Raw genomic sequence first — 14,975 nt, 5'->3', positions numbered from 1 at the left:
TCTCCGAAGCGGCTCAGTGACGGCAGGGCGACGGCTTCGTAAGGCGCGAACGCGGTCGATACAGATTACTCGTCACCGCGCCCGAAGACACCCCCGGGACCTGGTGACACGCACGGTCGGTACCCCACCGTTTCCCCGCTGTCAGTGCCGGGTGGCAGGATCGGGGCATGCCAGACGTGCTCGATGCCAGCCCCTACGACGCCCTGCTCCTGCTCTCGTTCGGCGGCCCGGAGGGCCCGGACGACGTGGTCCCGTTCCTGGAGAACGTGACGCGGGGCCGCGGCATCCCCAAGGAACGCCTCAAGGAAGTCGGCCAGCACTACTTCCTCTTCGGCGGGGTCAGCCCCATCAACGACCAGAACCGCGCCCTGCTCGACGCCCTCCGCAAGGACTTCGCCGAGCACGGCCTGGACCTGCCGGTCTACTGGGGCAACCGCAACTGGGCGCCGTACCTGACGGACACCCTGCGCGAGATGGTCCGCGACGGCCGCCGCCGCATCCTGGTCCTCGCCACGAGCGCCTACGCCTCGTACTCGGGCTGCCGCCAGTACCGCGAGAACCTCGCGGACGCGCTCGCCGCCCTGGAGGCGGAGGGCCTGGAGCTGCCGAAGATCGACAAGCTCCGGCACTACTTCAACCACCCCGGCTTCGTCGAGCCCATGGTCGACGGGGTCGTCCGCTCCCTCGCCGAGCTGCCCGAGGAGGTCCGGGAGGGCGCGCACCTCGCGTTCTGCACCCACTCGATCCCGAACTCCGCCGCCGACACCTCCGGACCGGTCGAGGAGCACGGCGACGGCGGGGCGTACGTACGCCAGCACCTGGACGTGGCGCAGTTGATCGCCGACGCGGTGCGCGAGCGCACCGGTGTCGACCATCCCTGGCAGCTTGTGTACCAGTCGCGCTCGGGCGCGCCGCACATCCCGTGGCTGGAGCCCGACATCTGCGACCACCTGGAAGAGCGGCACGCGGCCGGTGTCCCGGCCGTGGTCATGGCCCCCATCGGGTTCGTCTCCGACCACATGGAGGTCCTGTACGACCTCGACACGGAGGCCACCGCCAAGGCCGCAGAGCTGGGGCTGCCGGTGCGCCGCTCGGCCACGGTGGGCGCCGACCCGCGGTTCGCCGCCGCCGTTCGCGACCTGGTCCTGGAGCGCGCGGGCGACGAGCGCGGGCAGGAGGTCACGCCGTGTGCCCTCGGCACGCTCGGCGCGAGCCACAACCTGTGCCCGGTCGGCTGCTGCCCCGCCCGTGCCCCCCGGCCCGCCGCCGCGGGCGCCGACAGCCCCTACGCGTGAGGAGCCCCGTGACCGACGTGACGCCCGACCCGCTCCGTGCCGACCTGCTGAAGATCGCCCAGGAGGCCGCCCACCGCGCGGGCGAGCTGCTGCGGGACGGCCGTCCGGCCGACCTCGCGGTCGCTGCCACCAAGTCCAGTCCGATCGACGTGGTCACCGAGATGGACATCGCGGCGGAGAAGCTGATCACCGGGCTGATCGCCGACCGTCGCCCCGACGACGGTTTCCTCGGTGAGGAGGGCGCCGCCACGGAGGGCACCAGCGGCGTCCGGTGGGTCATCGACCCCCTCGACGGCACGGTGAACTACCTCTACGGCCTGCCCACCTGGGCCGTCTCCGTCTGCGCCGAGCAGGACGGCGAGCGGGTGGCCGGCGTGGTCGTGGCCCCGATGCGGGGCGAGACGTACCGGGCGGTGCTGGGCGGCGGTGCCTGGGCGACGGGCGCCTGGGAGGGCGAACGCAGGCTCACCTGCCGGTCCGCCGCCCCGCTGGACCAGGCGCTGGTCTCCACCGGCTTCAACTACGTCGCCGACGTCCGCGCGGAGCAGGCGGAGATCGCGCGGCGGCTGATCCCGCTGGTCCGCGACATCCGGCGCGGCGGCTCGGCCGCGATCGACCTGTGCGACGTGGCCGCGGGGCGCCTGGACGGCTACTACGAGCGTGGTCTGCACCCCTGGGACCTCGCGGCGGGCGACCTGATCGCCCGGGAGGCGGGCGCGGTGACCGGCGGACGCCCCGGTGAGCGCCCCAGCGGCGCCCTCACCATCGCCGCCACCCCGGCCGTCTTCGAGCCCCTCCAGCGGCTCCTGACGGACTTCGGGGCATAGGTCTCCGGCGGCCGGACGGATCGAGGGTGTCCCCGGCGCGGGGGAGGGCATCGTGCCCGTGCCGCGGGGCGTGGGCGCCGGTCCTCGGTGCGTGTGCGGGCGGGTCTGCGGAGCATCTGTCCGCCGGCGGTCGAGCGGGTGCGTTCCCGTCGGGGGAGGGCGCCGCGTCGACGCCGTGGGGCGTGTGCCGGTCCGCTGTGCGTGCACGGGCGGGGCCTGCGGAGCGGCCCGCCTGCCGACGTGCCGTGCGCGTGTGTCCGGACCGCCCACCCCGGCGCGGCCACCCACTCGGCGCGCCCCGGTCGCCGTCCTGACCGACCGGCCGGGACGGTCACCGCACCGCCGGACGGCGCCGCACACGACGAAGCCCCGGCGCTGGATCTCGCCGGGGCCTTGTCTCCGCGGGCCGGTCAGGCGTTGGTCGCGCTGACTTCCACACCGTGCTCGGCAGCGAGACGGCGCAGATCGTCGAGCTCGCCCAGCTCCACCTCGACAAGGAACTCGTCGCCCTCGTCGCGGGCCCGGGAGAGGTCGGTCTCGGTCGTCTTTATGCGCTGCAGAAGTCCTGCGGTGAAAGCGTCCATGCTGCGCCCCCTCGTCCTGGGTCGTGGGTCGTTGGCACGGGGGTGTGCCGATCGGAAGGGGCGATCACGTCTCCGGTGGAGTGCCCAGCGCTGCCCGGCCGGGCGGCGACGGTGCCGGACACCCACGCCCGCTCTGCGGAAGCGGACCGCGACGTACCGCGCGGTAACGTGGTACAGGCAGAGCGTGATCGCGGGATGTAAAGCCGTCCTCCCCCGGCTCCCCTTCGCGGAAACCTCAACCGCGCGAGAAAATCTCGCATTCCCGTTTCCGCGGCCTTTCCGCACCGTTCTTCGTCACCGGCCCCTCACCCGGCTTACAGCCGACTTATGGCCGAAAAGGGCAGGATGGAGGCAACACACCCACCAGCCCCCTGCCCTCGTGCGCCCGACAAGCGCTACGCGGGTGGACACAGGAAGGACAAGCGACGTGCGCGTACTCGTCGTCGAGGACGAGCAACTGCTCGCCGATGCGGTGGCCACCGGACTGCGCCGGGAGGCCATGGCCGTCGACGTCGTGTACGACGGTGCGGCCGCCCTGGAGCGCATCGGCGTCAACGACTACGACGTGGTCGTCCTCGACCGCGACCTCCCCCTCGTGCACGGCGACGACGTGTGCCGCAAGATCGTCGAGCTGGGCATGCCCACGCGCGTGCTCATGCTCACGGCCTCCGGCGACGTCAGCGACCGGGTCGAGGGCCTGGAGATCGGTGCCGACGACTACCTGCCCAAGCCGTTCGCGTTCAGCGAGCTGATCGCCCGCGTGCGTGCCCTGGGCCGGCGCACCAGCGTGCCCCTGCCGCCCGTCCTGGAGCGTTCCGGGATCAAGCTCGACCCGAACCGCCGCGAGGTCTTCCGCGACGGCAAGGAGGTGCAGCTCGCGCCCAAGGAGTTCGCCGTGCTCGAGGTTCTGATGCGCAGCGAGGGCGCCGTGGTCTCCGCCGAGCAGCTGCTGGAGAAGGCCTGGGACGAGAACACCGACCCGTTCACCAACGTCGTGCGCGTGACCGTCATGACCCTGCGCCGCAAGCTGGGCGAGCCGCCCGTCATCGTCACCGTCCCCGGCTCCGGCTACCGGATCTGACCGGCCGTGGCGACGACACCCGCGCCCCCCGGGGCGCCCCCCAAGCCCACGTGGGACCCGCGCTCGGTCACGCCCCTGCCGTGGCTGCGGCCCACCATCCGGATAAGGCTCACGCTGCTGTACGGCGGCATGTTCCTGATCGCCGGCATCCTGCTGCTGTCGATCATCTACCTGCTCGCCGCCCAGGCGGTGCGCACCGGGAACGAACCGCTGTACAAGATCGTCGACTTCACCGACCTCAAGGTCTCCAGCAGCACGTGCCCCGTGGTCGACAACGGCGGTCTGTCGCTGTCCGACTTCAACGCGGCGATCAGCGACTGCATGGACCACCAGCGCAAGGTGGCCCTGGACAACCTGCTCAGCCGCTCCCTGCTGGCGCTGCTCGGCCTCGCCGTGATCGCCTTCGCCTTCGGCTACGCCATGGCCGGCCGCGTCCTGTCCCCGCTGGGCCGGATCACCCGCACCGCGCGCGCGGTGGCGGGCTCGGACCTGTCCCGGCGGATCGAGCTGGACGGCCCGGACGACGAGCTGAAGGAGCTGGCGGACACCTTCGACGACATGCTGGAGCGGCTGCAGCGGGCCTTCACCGCCCAGCAGCGCTTCGTCGGCAACGCCTCCCACGAACTGCGCACGCCCCTGGCGATCAATCGCACCCTCCTGGAGGTGCACCTGTCCGACCCGGGCGCCCCGGTGGAGCTCCAGCAGCTCGGCAAGACGCTGCTGGCGACCAACGAGCGCAGCGAGCAGCTGGTCGAGGGGCTGCTGCTGCTGGCCCGCAGCGACAATCAGATCGTCGAGCGCAAACCCGTGGACCTCGCCGAGGTGGCCGGCCAGGCCATCGACCAGGTGCACGCCGAGGCCGAGACCAAGGGCGTGGAGATCCGCGGCATCCGGGAGGCCGCGGTGGTCCAGGGCAACGGCGTCCTGCTGGAGCGCATCGCCCTGAACCTCGTCCAGAACGCCGTGCGCTACAACGTGGCCGAAGGGGGTTGGGTGGAGGTCACCACGGCCGTGGAGGGCGGACAGGCGGTCCTGGTGGTCACCAACACGGGCCCGGTCGTACCGGCGTACGAGGTGGACAACCTCTTCGAGCCGTTCCGGCGGCTGCGCACCGAGCGCACGGGCAGCGACAAGGGCGTCGGGCTCGGACTGTCCATCGCGCGGTCCGTGGCCCGGGCGCACGGCGGGCACATCTACGCCCAGCCGCGCGAGGGAGGGGGGCTCGTGATGCGCGTGACACTGCCCGTCTGAGATCATGACCCCGACACCTCACCGAGATCCGAGGATGTTCGCTTTGAGCGGAATTTCGAGGTCGTCGGCCCGGGAGTCGCATGTGTGATCGATCACAACGGGGACTTGCCCGGCCTCTACTCTCCGTGATCATGCACCCTGTCGGAAAGCCGGGAAAATCCCGGTTTTCGAGGGTCCAGATCACGGGAAGTACACGGTGGGACGCCTTTGAAGTGCGGCATTCGGACCGTGTACGGTCCCCATCGCCATCCAAGCCGATCACTCATGCGAGGTCCGGTTGGGTGTCGATTGAGTAACAGACCTTGATGTGAGGCAAAATCTCCGCCTCGGGTCGGGCACAAGTCCGGCCTCTCACGCGTTACGTGCGCTGAAGACACCGCAGACACCCAGAGGGGGAGAGCGACCATGGCAACCGATTACGACACTCCACGCAAGACCGACGACGACGTCGATTCGGACAGCCTCGAAGAGCTGAAGGCCCGGCGGAACGACAAGTCCGCCTCGGCCGTCGACGTCGACGAGTTCGAGGCCGCGGAAGGCCTCGAACTTCCCGGCGCCGACCTCTCGAACGAGGAACTGGCCGTCCGCGTGCTGCCGAAGCAGCAGGACGAGTTCACCTGCATGAGCTGCTTCCTGGTGCACCACCGCAGCCAGCTGGCCCGGGAGAAGAACGGCCAGCCGATCTGCCGCGACTGCGACTGAGGCGGGGTCGGCCGTGACCACCGGCTCGACCCCTCCCTGGAAGCGCCGTTTCTCCTGGCGAGGAGGAGCGGACCAAGGGCCGTCCGACGGCCCGTACAGCGCGCGTGACGACGAGCGGGGCCCGACCGACATGGGGAAGGCCCCGCTCGAGCCAGTGGCCGACCGGAGTGACCTCCCGGCGACCACGCAGCCTCCGGCAGCCGCTGCCCGGCGCCGGGCGGCGGCGTTCCGGGAGAAGGCCGACCAGGGCGTCCGCAACGGCGGCGCTCGCGCCAGAGCGGCGCTGGGACACCTCGCCGACCGGATCATCGACCTCGCGCCACGCGTGCCCGTACGCGACCTCGCGACGCTGCGCAGGCAGTTCCCCGGCCTCGGTCCGGAGGGGCTCGCCGACCGGCTCGTGGCCGGCGCGGCCAAGGGCACGGCGACCGTGGGGGCCGGCATCGGAGCGGCGGCGATGCTGCCGGTACCGCCCGCGATGCCCACCGAACTGGCCGCCGAGATCACCGGCGTCGCGGCGATCGAGCTCAAGCTGATCGCCGAACTCCACGAGGTCTACGGCGTGCGCCCGCCCGGCGGCCTCGCGCAGCGCAGCACCGCGTACCTGAACTCGTGGTCCGACGAACGCGGCGTCGACGTGTCCAAGCCGTCGACCCTGGGCGCGGCGATGAACAGCCACATGAAGCGCCAGCTGCGCCAGCAGATCATGAAGCGGATGGTGCGCAACCTGCCGAACCTGATGCCGTTCATGGTGGGCGCGGCCGTGGGCGCCGTCATGAACCGCCGCGACACCAGAAAACTGGCCGCGAGAATCCGCGCCGACCTGCGCAAGCACCAGGTCGCCTGGAGCGCCCTGGAGGAACTCCCCGCGCTGGAACGGCCGCGGGACGCCCTGGACATGGGCGCGATCACCAACGGCCTGCACAGGGGCGTCGGCCCCGGCGGCCACAGGGAAAACTTCGGCAAAGACGGCGGCTGACGGCTCCGACCGCGGCCACGCGCGCGTGCGCGGTCCCGTCCGGGCGGCTCCCGCCGCGGACCAGCCGGACAGGCGCTACGCCGCAGTCGCCTTCGCCGCCGTCAGGGCCTCGATCAGCCGCTCCGGCTCGCGCGTCGACAGGTACAGGTACGGAGTCGGATCCTCCGGATCCGTGACCACCACGCGCACGGCACGCGGGATGTAGGCGCGCAGCAGCAGGAACGCCCGGGTGTCGGCCTTGTACGTGCGCCAGGCGCGGGCCTCCTCCGGGTCGAGGATCTCCGCCTCGCCCAGCGCCGACACCGGCACCCGTGCCTCGCCCGCGATCAGCGAGTCGCCCACGACGCGGATGCGGACCGCGCCGTACGAACTGGCCGCCACCGCCGCCACCGCCGTGCCGCCCGCCAGACCGCCCAGCATCGGCAGCGTGCCGAAGGGCAGCAGGATCAGCGCGAACGCCAGCCCCACCAGGAAGGAGACGAGCCACCAGGAGCGGGGCGCTGTGAGGCGTTCTTCGTACGGGGCCGTGGAGAGCTGCATGAACCAAGCTTGGCACGGGATCGGTGTTCGGCCGACGCACGGGTAAGGTCTGCGCCTGTGAGTGGTACTTCCCCAGGTCTTCAGCCCCCCGCCGACGCCGTGAAACCCGTACGGCACCCCGACGCGCCCGCCCCCGGCGAGCTGCTCGGCGCCCACTACGGCCAGTGCTTCGGCTGCGGCGGCGACCAGCCCCACGGGCTGCACCTCCAGGCACGGGCGGGCGAAGGCGTGTCGATCACCGCCGAGTTCGTCGTCCGCCCCGCCCACCAGGGCGCACCCGGTCTGGCGCACGGCGGCGTGCTGGCCACCGCCCTGGACGAGACGCTGGGCTCGCTGAACTGGCTGCTGCGCACCATCGCGGTGACCGGTCGGCTCGAGACCGACTTCCTGCGGCCGGTGCCCGTCGACACGACGCTCTACCTGGAGGCCGAGGTCACCGCGGTGGCCGGCCGGAAGATCTACTCCACCGCCACCGGCCGGATCGGCGGGCCCGACGGCCCGGTGGCCGTCCGCGCCGACGCCCTCTTCATCGAGGTCAAGGTCGAGCACTTCGTCCACAACGGCCGCGAGGAGGAGATCCGCGCCGCCATGGACGACCCCGACCAGCTCCGCCGCGCCCGCGCCTTCGAGGTGAACCCGTGAGCCGTGCCGACCTCGAGGTGCTGATCCGCCGCGTCGACCCCGACGTGCCGCTGCCGGAGTACGCGCAGCCCGGCGACGCGGGAGCCGACCTGCGCACCACCCTCGGCTGCGAACTGGCGCCCGGCGAACGCGCCGTTCTGCCCACGGGTGTGTCTGTGGCGCTCCCCGAGGGGTACGCGGCCTTCGTGCACCCGCGTTCCGGTCTGGCCGCCCGCTGCGGTGTCGCCCTCGTGAATGCCCCGGGGACGATTGATGCCGGGTACCGTGGGGAGATCAAGGTGATCGTGGTGAATCTCGACCCGCGCGAAAGCGTGCGGTTCGAGCGCTTCGACCGGATTGCCCAACTGGTCGTCCAGCAGGTCGAGAGGGTCCGCTTCCGTCAGGTCGCGGAGCTTCCCGACTCGACGCGGGCCGAGGGGGGCTTCGGGTCCACCGGCGGCCACGCCGGGTTGGACCGTGCAAGCGGCACAAGCGGTCAGGTCGCCGAGGGCGGCCCGACGGGTGGGAATCGATACGCTTCGGTCGTATCCGACCGGGAAGGACAGTGACGTGTTCGGACGTCGCAAGAAGAATGACGCCGCCGAGGACGCGGCCGGCGAGACCGAGCAGGTCGTCGACAGCGTCGACACCGGGGCGGACGAAGAGCGTGAGCGCGTGCGGCTCGAGCCCGAGCCGCGCCCCGACGGGCCCTGGGACAGCAGCGAGGTCCGCGACCCGGCCGAGGGACGGGTGGACCTGGGCGGCCTGTTCGTCCCCGGGGTCGACGGCATGGAACTGCGGGTGGAGGTCGCCGGTGACGCGATCGTCGCCGCCACCGTCGTACTGCGCGACAGCGCCATCCAGCTCCAGGGCTTCGCCGCCCCCAAGCGCGAGGGCATCTGGGCGGAGGTGCGCGAGGAGATCGGCTCCGGCATCACCCAGCAGGGCGGCATCATCGACGAGGTCGAGGGCCCCCTGGGCTGGGAGCTGCGGGCCCAGGTCCCGGTGCAGCTGCCGGACGGCACCAGCGGCTTCCAGGTCGTGCGGTTCGTCGGTGTGGACGGACCCCGCTGGTTCCTGCGCGGTGTGATCTCGGGCCAGGGCGCGGTGCAGCCGCAGGCCGCCGGTCTGCTGGAGCAGATCTTCCGGGACACGGTCGTCGTCCGCGGTGAGGGCCCGATGGCCCCGCGCGACCCGATCGTCCTCAAGCTGCCGAACGACGCCCAGATGGTCCCCGAGGGCGTCCAGCAGGAGGAGGGCTCCCGCTTCGCCGGCGGCATGGGCCAGCTCCAGCGCGGCCCGGAGATCACCGAGGTGCGTTAGGCAAAGACCTGGTACGGCTTTCCGTCGTACGCGAGCCACGACGGCCGCGCCCTCGTAGGGGGTGCGGCCGTCCGCGTCGGGGCGGGCACGCGCTCGTCCGGCCCGGGCGTGCGGAAGAGGGACCGGCGGCGAGGGGCCCTGCGGACGCCCGCGGGCGTCGCCGGCGGGGCGCTGCCGCGAGCGATCCGGTCCCGGCCGTTGAACCCGTCCTCCTCCGCAGGTGATACTGGCGCCCGGTTTCACGGCGTACGGCGGGGGAGGGCGCGAGATGAGCCAGGTGGCCACCGGGACCATGGTGCGCGTCGAGGACGTACACAAGTCCTACGGTCGCGACAGCGCCGCCGTGCACGCGCTGCGCGGCGTCTCCTTCGACGTGCCGCGCGGGGAGCTGGTCGCCCTCAAGGGGAGGTCGGGCTCCGGGAAGACCACACTGCTCAACATCGTCGGCGGCCTCGACACGCCGGACGCCGGCCGGGTCGAGGTCGACGGCCGGGACCTCGCCGAGCTGGACGAGGGCGGACTGCTCGCGCTGCGCCGGGACCGGGTCGGCTTCGTCTTCCAGTCCTTCGGGCTCGTACCGATCCTCACCGCCGCCGAGAACGTCGGCGTACCGATGCGGCTGCGCCGGGCCGCGCCGCGCGAGCGGGACGAGCGCGTCGAGCTGCTGCTCGCCCTCGTCGGCCTCTCCGACCACGCCGCCCAGCGCCCCGGTGAGCTGTCCGGCGGCCAGCAACAGCGGGTCGCCATCGCCCGCGCCCTCGCCAACGACCCCGCGCTGCTGATCGCCGACGAGCCCACCGGTCAGCTGGACGCGGAGACCGGGCACTCCGTGATGGAGCTGCTGCGTGCCGTCGTACGCAGCGAGCAGGTCACGGCCCTGGTCGCCACCCACGACGCCACCCTGCTCGACCTCGCCGACCGGGTGCTGGAGCTGCGCGACGGGGAGATCGTCGAGCAGTGACGCCGCCGGGAGCGGGCGGCCGTCAGGGTTGCGTCAAGGACGACCGGCATCCACACCCCCGCCCCTTTTGCCGTGGTTGTGGGTCGTAGGGTCGACGCTGCGCACTCAGCGGTGACCGGAAGACAATGAGGCCATGGGACGCGGCAAGCTACGGATCTACCTCGGCGCGGCGCCGGGCGTCGGCAAGACGTACGCCATGCTGTCCGAGGCGCACCGCCGCGTCGAACGGGGCACCGACTGCGTGGTGGCGTTCGTCGAGCACCACGGCAGGGCCCGTACCGAGGTGATGCTGCGCGGCCTGGAGCAGGTCCCGCGCCGGGAGGTCGCGTACCGGGGCGCGGACTTCAGCGAGCTGGACCTGGACGCGGTCCTGGCCCGCGCACCCCGGGTGGCCCTGGTGGACGAACTGGCCCACACCAACGTCCCCGGCGTGCGCAACGCCAAGCGGTGGCAGGACGTCGAGGAACTCCTCGCCGCCGGGATCGACGTCGTGTCCACCGTCAACATCCAGCACCTGGAGTCGCTCGGCGACGTCGTGGAGTCGATCACCGGAGTACGGCAGCGGGAGACGGTGCCCGACGAGGTGGTGCGGCGGGCGGACCAGATCGAACTGGTCGACATGTCGCCGCAGGCACTGCGCCGGCGCATGGCCCACGGCAACATCTACCAGCCGGACAAGGTCGACGCCGCCCTGTCCAACTACTTCCGCCCCGGCAACCTCACCGCCCTGCGCGAGCTGGCGCTGCTGTGGGTCGCCGACCGGGTCGACGAGTACCTCCAGCAGTACCGCAGCGAGCACCGCGTCTCGAGGATCTGGGGCTCGCGCGAGCGCATCGTGGTCGGCCTGACCGGCGGCCCCGAGGGCCGGACGCTGATACGCCGGGCCGCGCGCCTCGCCGAGAAGGGCGCCGGCGGGGAGGTGCTGGCCGCGTACATAGCCCGCAGCGACGGGCTGACCTCCGCCTCTCCGAAGGAGCTGGCGGTCCAGCGCACCCTGGTGGAGGACCTCGGCGGCACCTTCCACCACGTCCTCGGCGACGACATACCGGCCGCTCTGCTCGACTTCGCCCGCGGCGTCAACGCCACCCAGATCGTCCTGGGCTCCTCGCGCCGCAAGGCCTGGCAGTACGTCTTCGGCCCCGGCGTCGGCGCCACCGTCGCCCGCGAGTCCGGACCCGACCTGGACGTCCACATCGTCACCCACGAAGAGGTCGCCAAGGGGCGCGGGCTGCCGGTGGCCAGGGGCGCGCGGCTCGGCCGTTCCCGCAGCGTCTGGGGCTGGTTCGCGGGCCTGGGCGGGCCGGTGCTGCTGACACTGCTGCTCAGTAGCGTCCACCTCGGCCTCGCCAACGACGTCCTGCTCTACCTGGCGCTGACCGTCGCGGCGGCCCTGCTCGGCGGCCTGTATCCGGCGCTGGCCTCGGCGGCGGTCGGGTCGCTGTTGCTGAACTGGTTCTTCACGCCGCCCGTCAACCGGATCACCATCGCCGACCCGAGGAACATGCTTGCGCTCGCCATATTCGTGGGCGTGGCGCTCTCCGTCGCCTCGGTCGTCGACGTCGCGGCCCGCCGCACCCACCAGGCCGCCCGGCTGCGCGCCGAGTCGGAGATCCTGTCCTTCCTGGCCGGTGACGTGCTGCGCGGCGAGACCAGCCTGGAGACACTCCTCGAACGCGTCCGCGAGACCTTCGGCATGGAGTCCGCGGCCCTCCTGGAGCGGGAGGGCGACATGGCCCCCTGGACCTGCGCCGGCCGCGCCGGGTCGGGACCGCCCGTCGACCGCCCGGAGGACGCCGACGTGGACATGCCCGTCGGCGACCACATGGCCCTCGCGCTGACCGGCCGCGTGCTGCCCGCCGAGGACCGCCGGGTCCTTGCCGCCTTCGCCGCACAGGCCGCCGTCGTCCTGGACCGGCGCCGCCTGCGCGAGGAGGCCGACCGGGCCCGCGCCCTGGCCGAGGGCAACCGGATCCGCACCGCGCTGCTGGCCGCCGTCAGCCACGACCTGCGCACCCCGCTGGCCGGCATCAAGGCGTCGGTGACCAGCCTCAGGTCGGACGACGTGGCCTGGTCGGACGAGGACCGGGCGGAGCTCCTCGAAGGCATCGAGGAGGGCGCCGACCGGCTCGACCACCTCGTGGGCAACCTGCTCGACATGTCCCGCCTCCAGACCGGCACCGTCACCCCGCTGATCCGCGAGATCGACGTCGACGAGGTGGTGCCGATGGCGCTCGGCGGGGTGCCCGAGGGAAGCGCGGAGCTGGACATCCCGGAGACGCTGCCCATGGTCGCCGTGGACGCCGGGCTCCTGGAGCGGGCGATGGCCAACCTGGTGGAGAACGCCGTCAAGTACAGTCCCGACGACCGGACCGTCCTGGTCGCCGCCAGCGCCCTCGCCGGCCGCGTCGAGGTGCGCGTCGTCGACCGGGGGCCGGGCGTGCCGGACGACGCCAAGGACCGCATCTTCGAGCCCTTCCAGCGCTACGGCGACGCCCCGCGGGGGGCCGGGGTGGGGCTCGGTCTGGCCGTGGCCCGCGGCTTCGCCGAGGCGATGGGCGGCACACTGAACGCCGAGGACACCCCCGGCGGCGGCCTCACCATGGTCCTCACCCTCCGTGCGGTGGGCTCCTCCGGTTCCCCCGCGACGACCCCCGACCTCGCGACCGCGGAAGGCGCGACCGCAGAAAGGCAGGCCGCCGGATGACCCGCGTCCTCGTGATCGACGACGAACCGCAGATCGTGCGCGCCCTCGTGATCAACCTCAAGGCGCGCCACTACGAGGTCGACGCCGCCCACGACGGCGCCACCGCCCTCCGGCTCGCCGCCGCCCGCCACCCCGACGTGGTGGTGCTGGACCTGGGCCTGCCCGACATGGACGGCGTCGAGGTGATCAAGGGGCTGCGCGGCTGGACCCGGGTGCCGATCCTGGTGCTCTCCGCCCGGCACTCCTCCGACGAGAAGGTCGAGGCGCTCGACGCGGGTGCCGACGACTACGTCACCAAGCCCTTCGGCATGGACGAGCTGCTGGCCCGGCTGCGGGCCGCCGTCCGCCGGGCCGAACCCGTTCCGGGCGGCGAGGACGAGGTGGTGGTGGACACCGCGGAGTTCACCGTCGACCTGGCCGCGAAGAAGGTCAACCGGAGCGGGAAGGACGTACGCCTGACGCCCACCGAGTGGCATCTGCTGGAGGTACTGGTGCGCAACACGGGGCGCCTGGTGAGCCAGAAGCAGCTGCTGCAGGAGGTGTGGGGGCCGTCGTACGGGACGGAGACGAACTACCTGCGGGTCTATATGGCCCAGCTGCGCCGCAAGCTCGAGGCGGACCCCGCGCACCCGCGGCACTTCATCACCGAACCGGGCATGGGCTACCGCTTCGAGAAGTGAGCCGGTGTGCACGCGAGGTGAGGGGGGAGTGAGCCTCGCCATCCCGTCCCGAGAGGGGTGCATGGCTGTCGGCGGGCCCCGGTACGCTTCAGACATGAGTGCTGCTCCGCGTTCCGACAAGCCGGTGGGCCGGTTCCGGCGCATGTTCGACCGGCTCTCCTCGTCACAGGAGGACCTGGAGTCGGAGGAACTGCGCGAGGACGCCGACACCACCGGCTGCACGCGCATCGGAGACTGCCAGGACCGGCAGGTCGTGTCGGTAACTGGTACCTTGCGCACGGTCACCCTGCGACCGCGTGCGGGCGTTCCGGCCCTGGAGGCCGAGCTGTTCGACGGCTCCGCCGCTCTGGACGTGGTGTGGCTGGGCAGACGCTCCATCGTGGGCATAGAGCCGGGGCGCAAGCTCATCGCATCGGGCCGGATCTCGATGAGCCACGGCCGCCGGGTGCTCTTCAACCCGAAATACGAACTGAGACCCCTCGGACGGGAGTAGCCGGTGACGTCGCTCGACAAGCCGACCGAAGAGACGACAGAGGCCGACGACGCCCGGGCGGTGACGGAGGCCGCGTTGTTCGAGGCGTTCGGCGGCGTGCGCGGCATGGTCGAGACGGTGCTGCCGGGCCTGCTCTTCGTCACCATCTTCACGCTCAACAACGACCTGCACATGTCGGCGATCGCCGCCCTGGCCGTGTCCGTCGTGCTGGTCGTGGTCCGGCTGGCGATGAAGGACACCGTCAAGCACGCGTTCAGCGGGGTCTTCGGCGTCGCCTTCGGCGTGGTCTTCGCGATGATGACCGACAACGCCAAGAACTTCTATCTGCCGGGCATGCTCTACACCCTGGGTCTGGCGCTGGCGTACATCGTCACCTCGCTGGCCGGGGTACCGCTGATCGGCCTGATCCTCGGCCCGGTCTTCAAGGAGAACCTCTCCTGGCGCACCCGCAACCCGGGCCGCAAGAAGGCGTACACGAAGGCCAGCTACGCCTGGGGCTTCATCCTGCTCGCCAAGTCCGCGATCCTCTTCCCGCTGTACTGGTGGGCGGACACCGAGCAGCTCGGCTGGGTCCTGGTCACCCTGAAGATCCCGCCCTTCCTGCTCGCCGTCTGGCTGACCTGGGTCTTCCTGGCCAAGGCGCCGGCCCCCATCGACGTCTTCGCGGAGATGGAGGCGGCGGAGAAGTCGGAGGAGGCCGAGAAGGCGGAGAAGGCCGAGCGGGAACGGCGCGAGCAGGAGGCCGGCGGAGCCGTCCCGGCGCCCTCCGGGGCCGATGGGGAGCCGGCCGACCCGCGCGGCGGCAGGCACCGCAAGGCCTGACGCGCAGGACGACGCGATACGGCGGTGGGGGGGGGCGGGCGGCGGGGCGGCCCCCCCCCCCCGCGGCGGGCGGGGGGCGGGCCGCGGGGCGAGACCGCTCACTAGAAAGACT

At 72.2% G+C, this 14,975-nt stretch carries 16 protein-coding genes; 14 read left to right on the top strand and 2 right to left on the bottom strand.

What is annotated here, in order from left to right; translation table 11 throughout:
• Nucleotides 1–167 precede the first annotated feature (167 nt).
• Complete coding sequence (locus tag AB0P07_RS29480) at nucleotides 168–1,295, top strand: ferrochelatase (protein ID WP_365555889.1); 1,128 nt, start codon at nucleotides 168–170, stop codon at nucleotides 1,293–1,295.
• 8 nt (nucleotides 1,296–1,303) lie between these two features.
• A complete protein-coding gene (locus AB0P07_RS29475; protein ID WP_365555887.1) occupies nucleotides 1,304–2,122 on the top strand; it encodes an inositol monophosphatase family protein in 819 nt (272 codons plus the stop codon).
• A gap of 410 nt (nucleotides 2,123–2,532) precedes the next feature.
• Here AB0P07_RS29475 and AB0P07_RS29470 read toward each other — a convergent pair whose 3' ends face one another.
• The gene (locus AB0P07_RS29470; protein ID WP_217165847.1) at nucleotides 2,533–2,706 is read right to left on the bottom strand and encodes a hypothetical protein; all 174 of its coding nucleotides are present in this window, start codon (nucleotides 2,704–2,706) and stop codon (nucleotides 2,533–2,535) included.
• A 427-nt stretch (nucleotides 2,707–3,133) separates the two neighbouring features.
• On the opposite strand from AB0P07_RS29470, the gene AB0P07_RS29465 reads away from it, so the two are divergent.
• The 4 genes from AB0P07_RS29465 (at nucleotide 3,134) to AB0P07_RS29450 (ending at nucleotide 6,719) form a co-directional block, all read left to right on the top strand.
• Nucleotides 3,134–3,787, top strand: coding sequence for a response regulator transcription factor (locus tag AB0P07_RS29465; RefSeq protein ID WP_016432179.1), 654 nt, complete (start codon nucleotides 3,134–3,136; stop codon nucleotides 3,785–3,787).
• Nucleotides 3,788–3,793: 6 nt separating this feature from the next.
• On the top strand, nucleotides 3,794–5,038 hold the full coding sequence (locus AB0P07_RS29460; protein WP_365555884.1) for a HAMP domain-containing sensor histidine kinase: 1,245 nt from the start codon (nucleotides 3,794–3,796) through the stop codon (nucleotides 5,036–5,038).
• A gap of 405 nt (nucleotides 5,039–5,443) precedes the next feature.
• Nucleotides 5,444–5,740, top strand: a complete 297-nt coding sequence (locus AB0P07_RS29455) for a DUF4193 domain-containing protein (RefSeq protein ID WP_003993510.1) — start codon at nucleotides 5,444–5,446, stop codon at nucleotides 5,738–5,740.
• A gap of 154 nt (nucleotides 5,741–5,894) precedes the next feature.
• The gene (locus AB0P07_RS29450; RefSeq protein WP_365555882.1) at nucleotides 5,895–6,719 is read left to right on the top strand and encodes a hypothetical protein; all 825 of its coding nucleotides are present in this window, start codon (nucleotides 5,895–5,897) and stop codon (nucleotides 6,717–6,719) included.
• A gap of 75 nt (nucleotides 6,720–6,794) precedes the next feature.
• On the opposite strand, the gene AB0P07_RS29445 is transcribed toward AB0P07_RS29450, so the two are convergent.
• A complete protein-coding gene (locus tag AB0P07_RS29445; RefSeq protein WP_164411952.1) occupies nucleotides 6,795–7,259 on the bottom strand; it encodes a DUF3093 domain-containing protein in 465 nt (154 codons plus the stop codon).
• Between the two features lie 57 nt (nucleotides 7,260–7,316).
• On the opposite strand from AB0P07_RS29445, the gene AB0P07_RS29440 reads away from it, so the two are divergent.
• From AB0P07_RS29440 to AB0P07_RS29405, 8 genes are all read left to right on the top strand, one after another.
• Nucleotides 7,317–7,901 (top strand): PaaI family thioesterase, encoded by a 585-nt coding sequence (locus AB0P07_RS29440; protein WP_365555879.1) that lies wholly within the window; start codon nucleotides 7,317–7,319, stop codon nucleotides 7,899–7,901.
• On the top strand, nucleotides 7,898–8,449 hold the full coding sequence (dut, locus tag AB0P07_RS29435; protein WP_263547028.1) for a dUTP diphosphatase: 552 nt from the start codon (nucleotides 7,898–7,900) through the stop codon (nucleotides 8,447–8,449). The genes AB0P07_RS29440 and dut overlap by 4 nt, the downstream gene beginning before the upstream one ends.
• A gap of 1 nt (nucleotide 8,450) precedes the next feature.
• Nucleotides 8,451–9,203, top strand: coding sequence for a DUF3710 domain-containing protein (locus AB0P07_RS29430; RefSeq protein WP_102928817.1), 753 nt, complete (start codon nucleotides 8,451–8,453; stop codon nucleotides 9,201–9,203).
• Between the two features lie 268 nt (nucleotides 9,204–9,471).
• Complete coding sequence (locus tag AB0P07_RS29425; RefSeq protein WP_365555877.1) at nucleotides 9,472–10,164, top strand: ABC transporter ATP-binding protein; 693 nt, start codon at nucleotides 9,472–9,474, stop codon at nucleotides 10,162–10,164.
• A gap of 133 nt (nucleotides 10,165–10,297) precedes the next feature.
• Nucleotides 10,298–12,868 (top strand): sensor histidine kinase KdpD, encoded by a 2,571-nt coding sequence (locus AB0P07_RS29420; RefSeq protein WP_365555875.1) that lies wholly within the window; start codon nucleotides 10,298–10,300, stop codon nucleotides 12,866–12,868.
• Nucleotides 12,865–13,548 carry a response regulator gene (locus tag AB0P07_RS29415; RefSeq protein ID WP_365555872.1) on the top strand — a complete coding sequence of 228 codons (684 nt, stop codon included), beginning with the start codon at nucleotides 12,865–12,867 and terminating at the stop codon, nucleotides 13,546–13,548. The genes AB0P07_RS29420 and AB0P07_RS29415 overlap by 4 nt, the downstream gene beginning before the upstream one ends.
• Nucleotides 13,549–13,642: 94 nt before the next feature.
• On the top strand, nucleotides 13,643–14,041 hold the full coding sequence (locus AB0P07_RS29410) for an OB-fold nucleic acid binding domain-containing protein (protein WP_365555870.1): 399 nt from the start codon (nucleotides 13,643–13,645) through the stop codon (nucleotides 14,039–14,041).
• 3 nt (nucleotides 14,042–14,044) lie between these two features.
• Complete coding sequence (locus AB0P07_RS29405; RefSeq protein ID WP_365555868.1) at nucleotides 14,045–14,863, top strand: DUF3159 domain-containing protein; 819 nt, start codon at nucleotides 14,045–14,047, stop codon at nucleotides 14,861–14,863.
• Nucleotides 14,864–14,975 lie beyond the last annotated feature (112 nt).

The sequence above is a fragment of the Streptomyces sp. NPDC085944 genome (assembly GCF_040686295.1).
Classification (GTDB): domain Bacteria; phylum Actinomycetota; class Actinomycetes; order Streptomycetales; family Streptomycetaceae; genus Streptomyces; species Streptomyces salinarius.
This window is presented reverse-complemented; position numbering and strand designations above follow the sequence as displayed.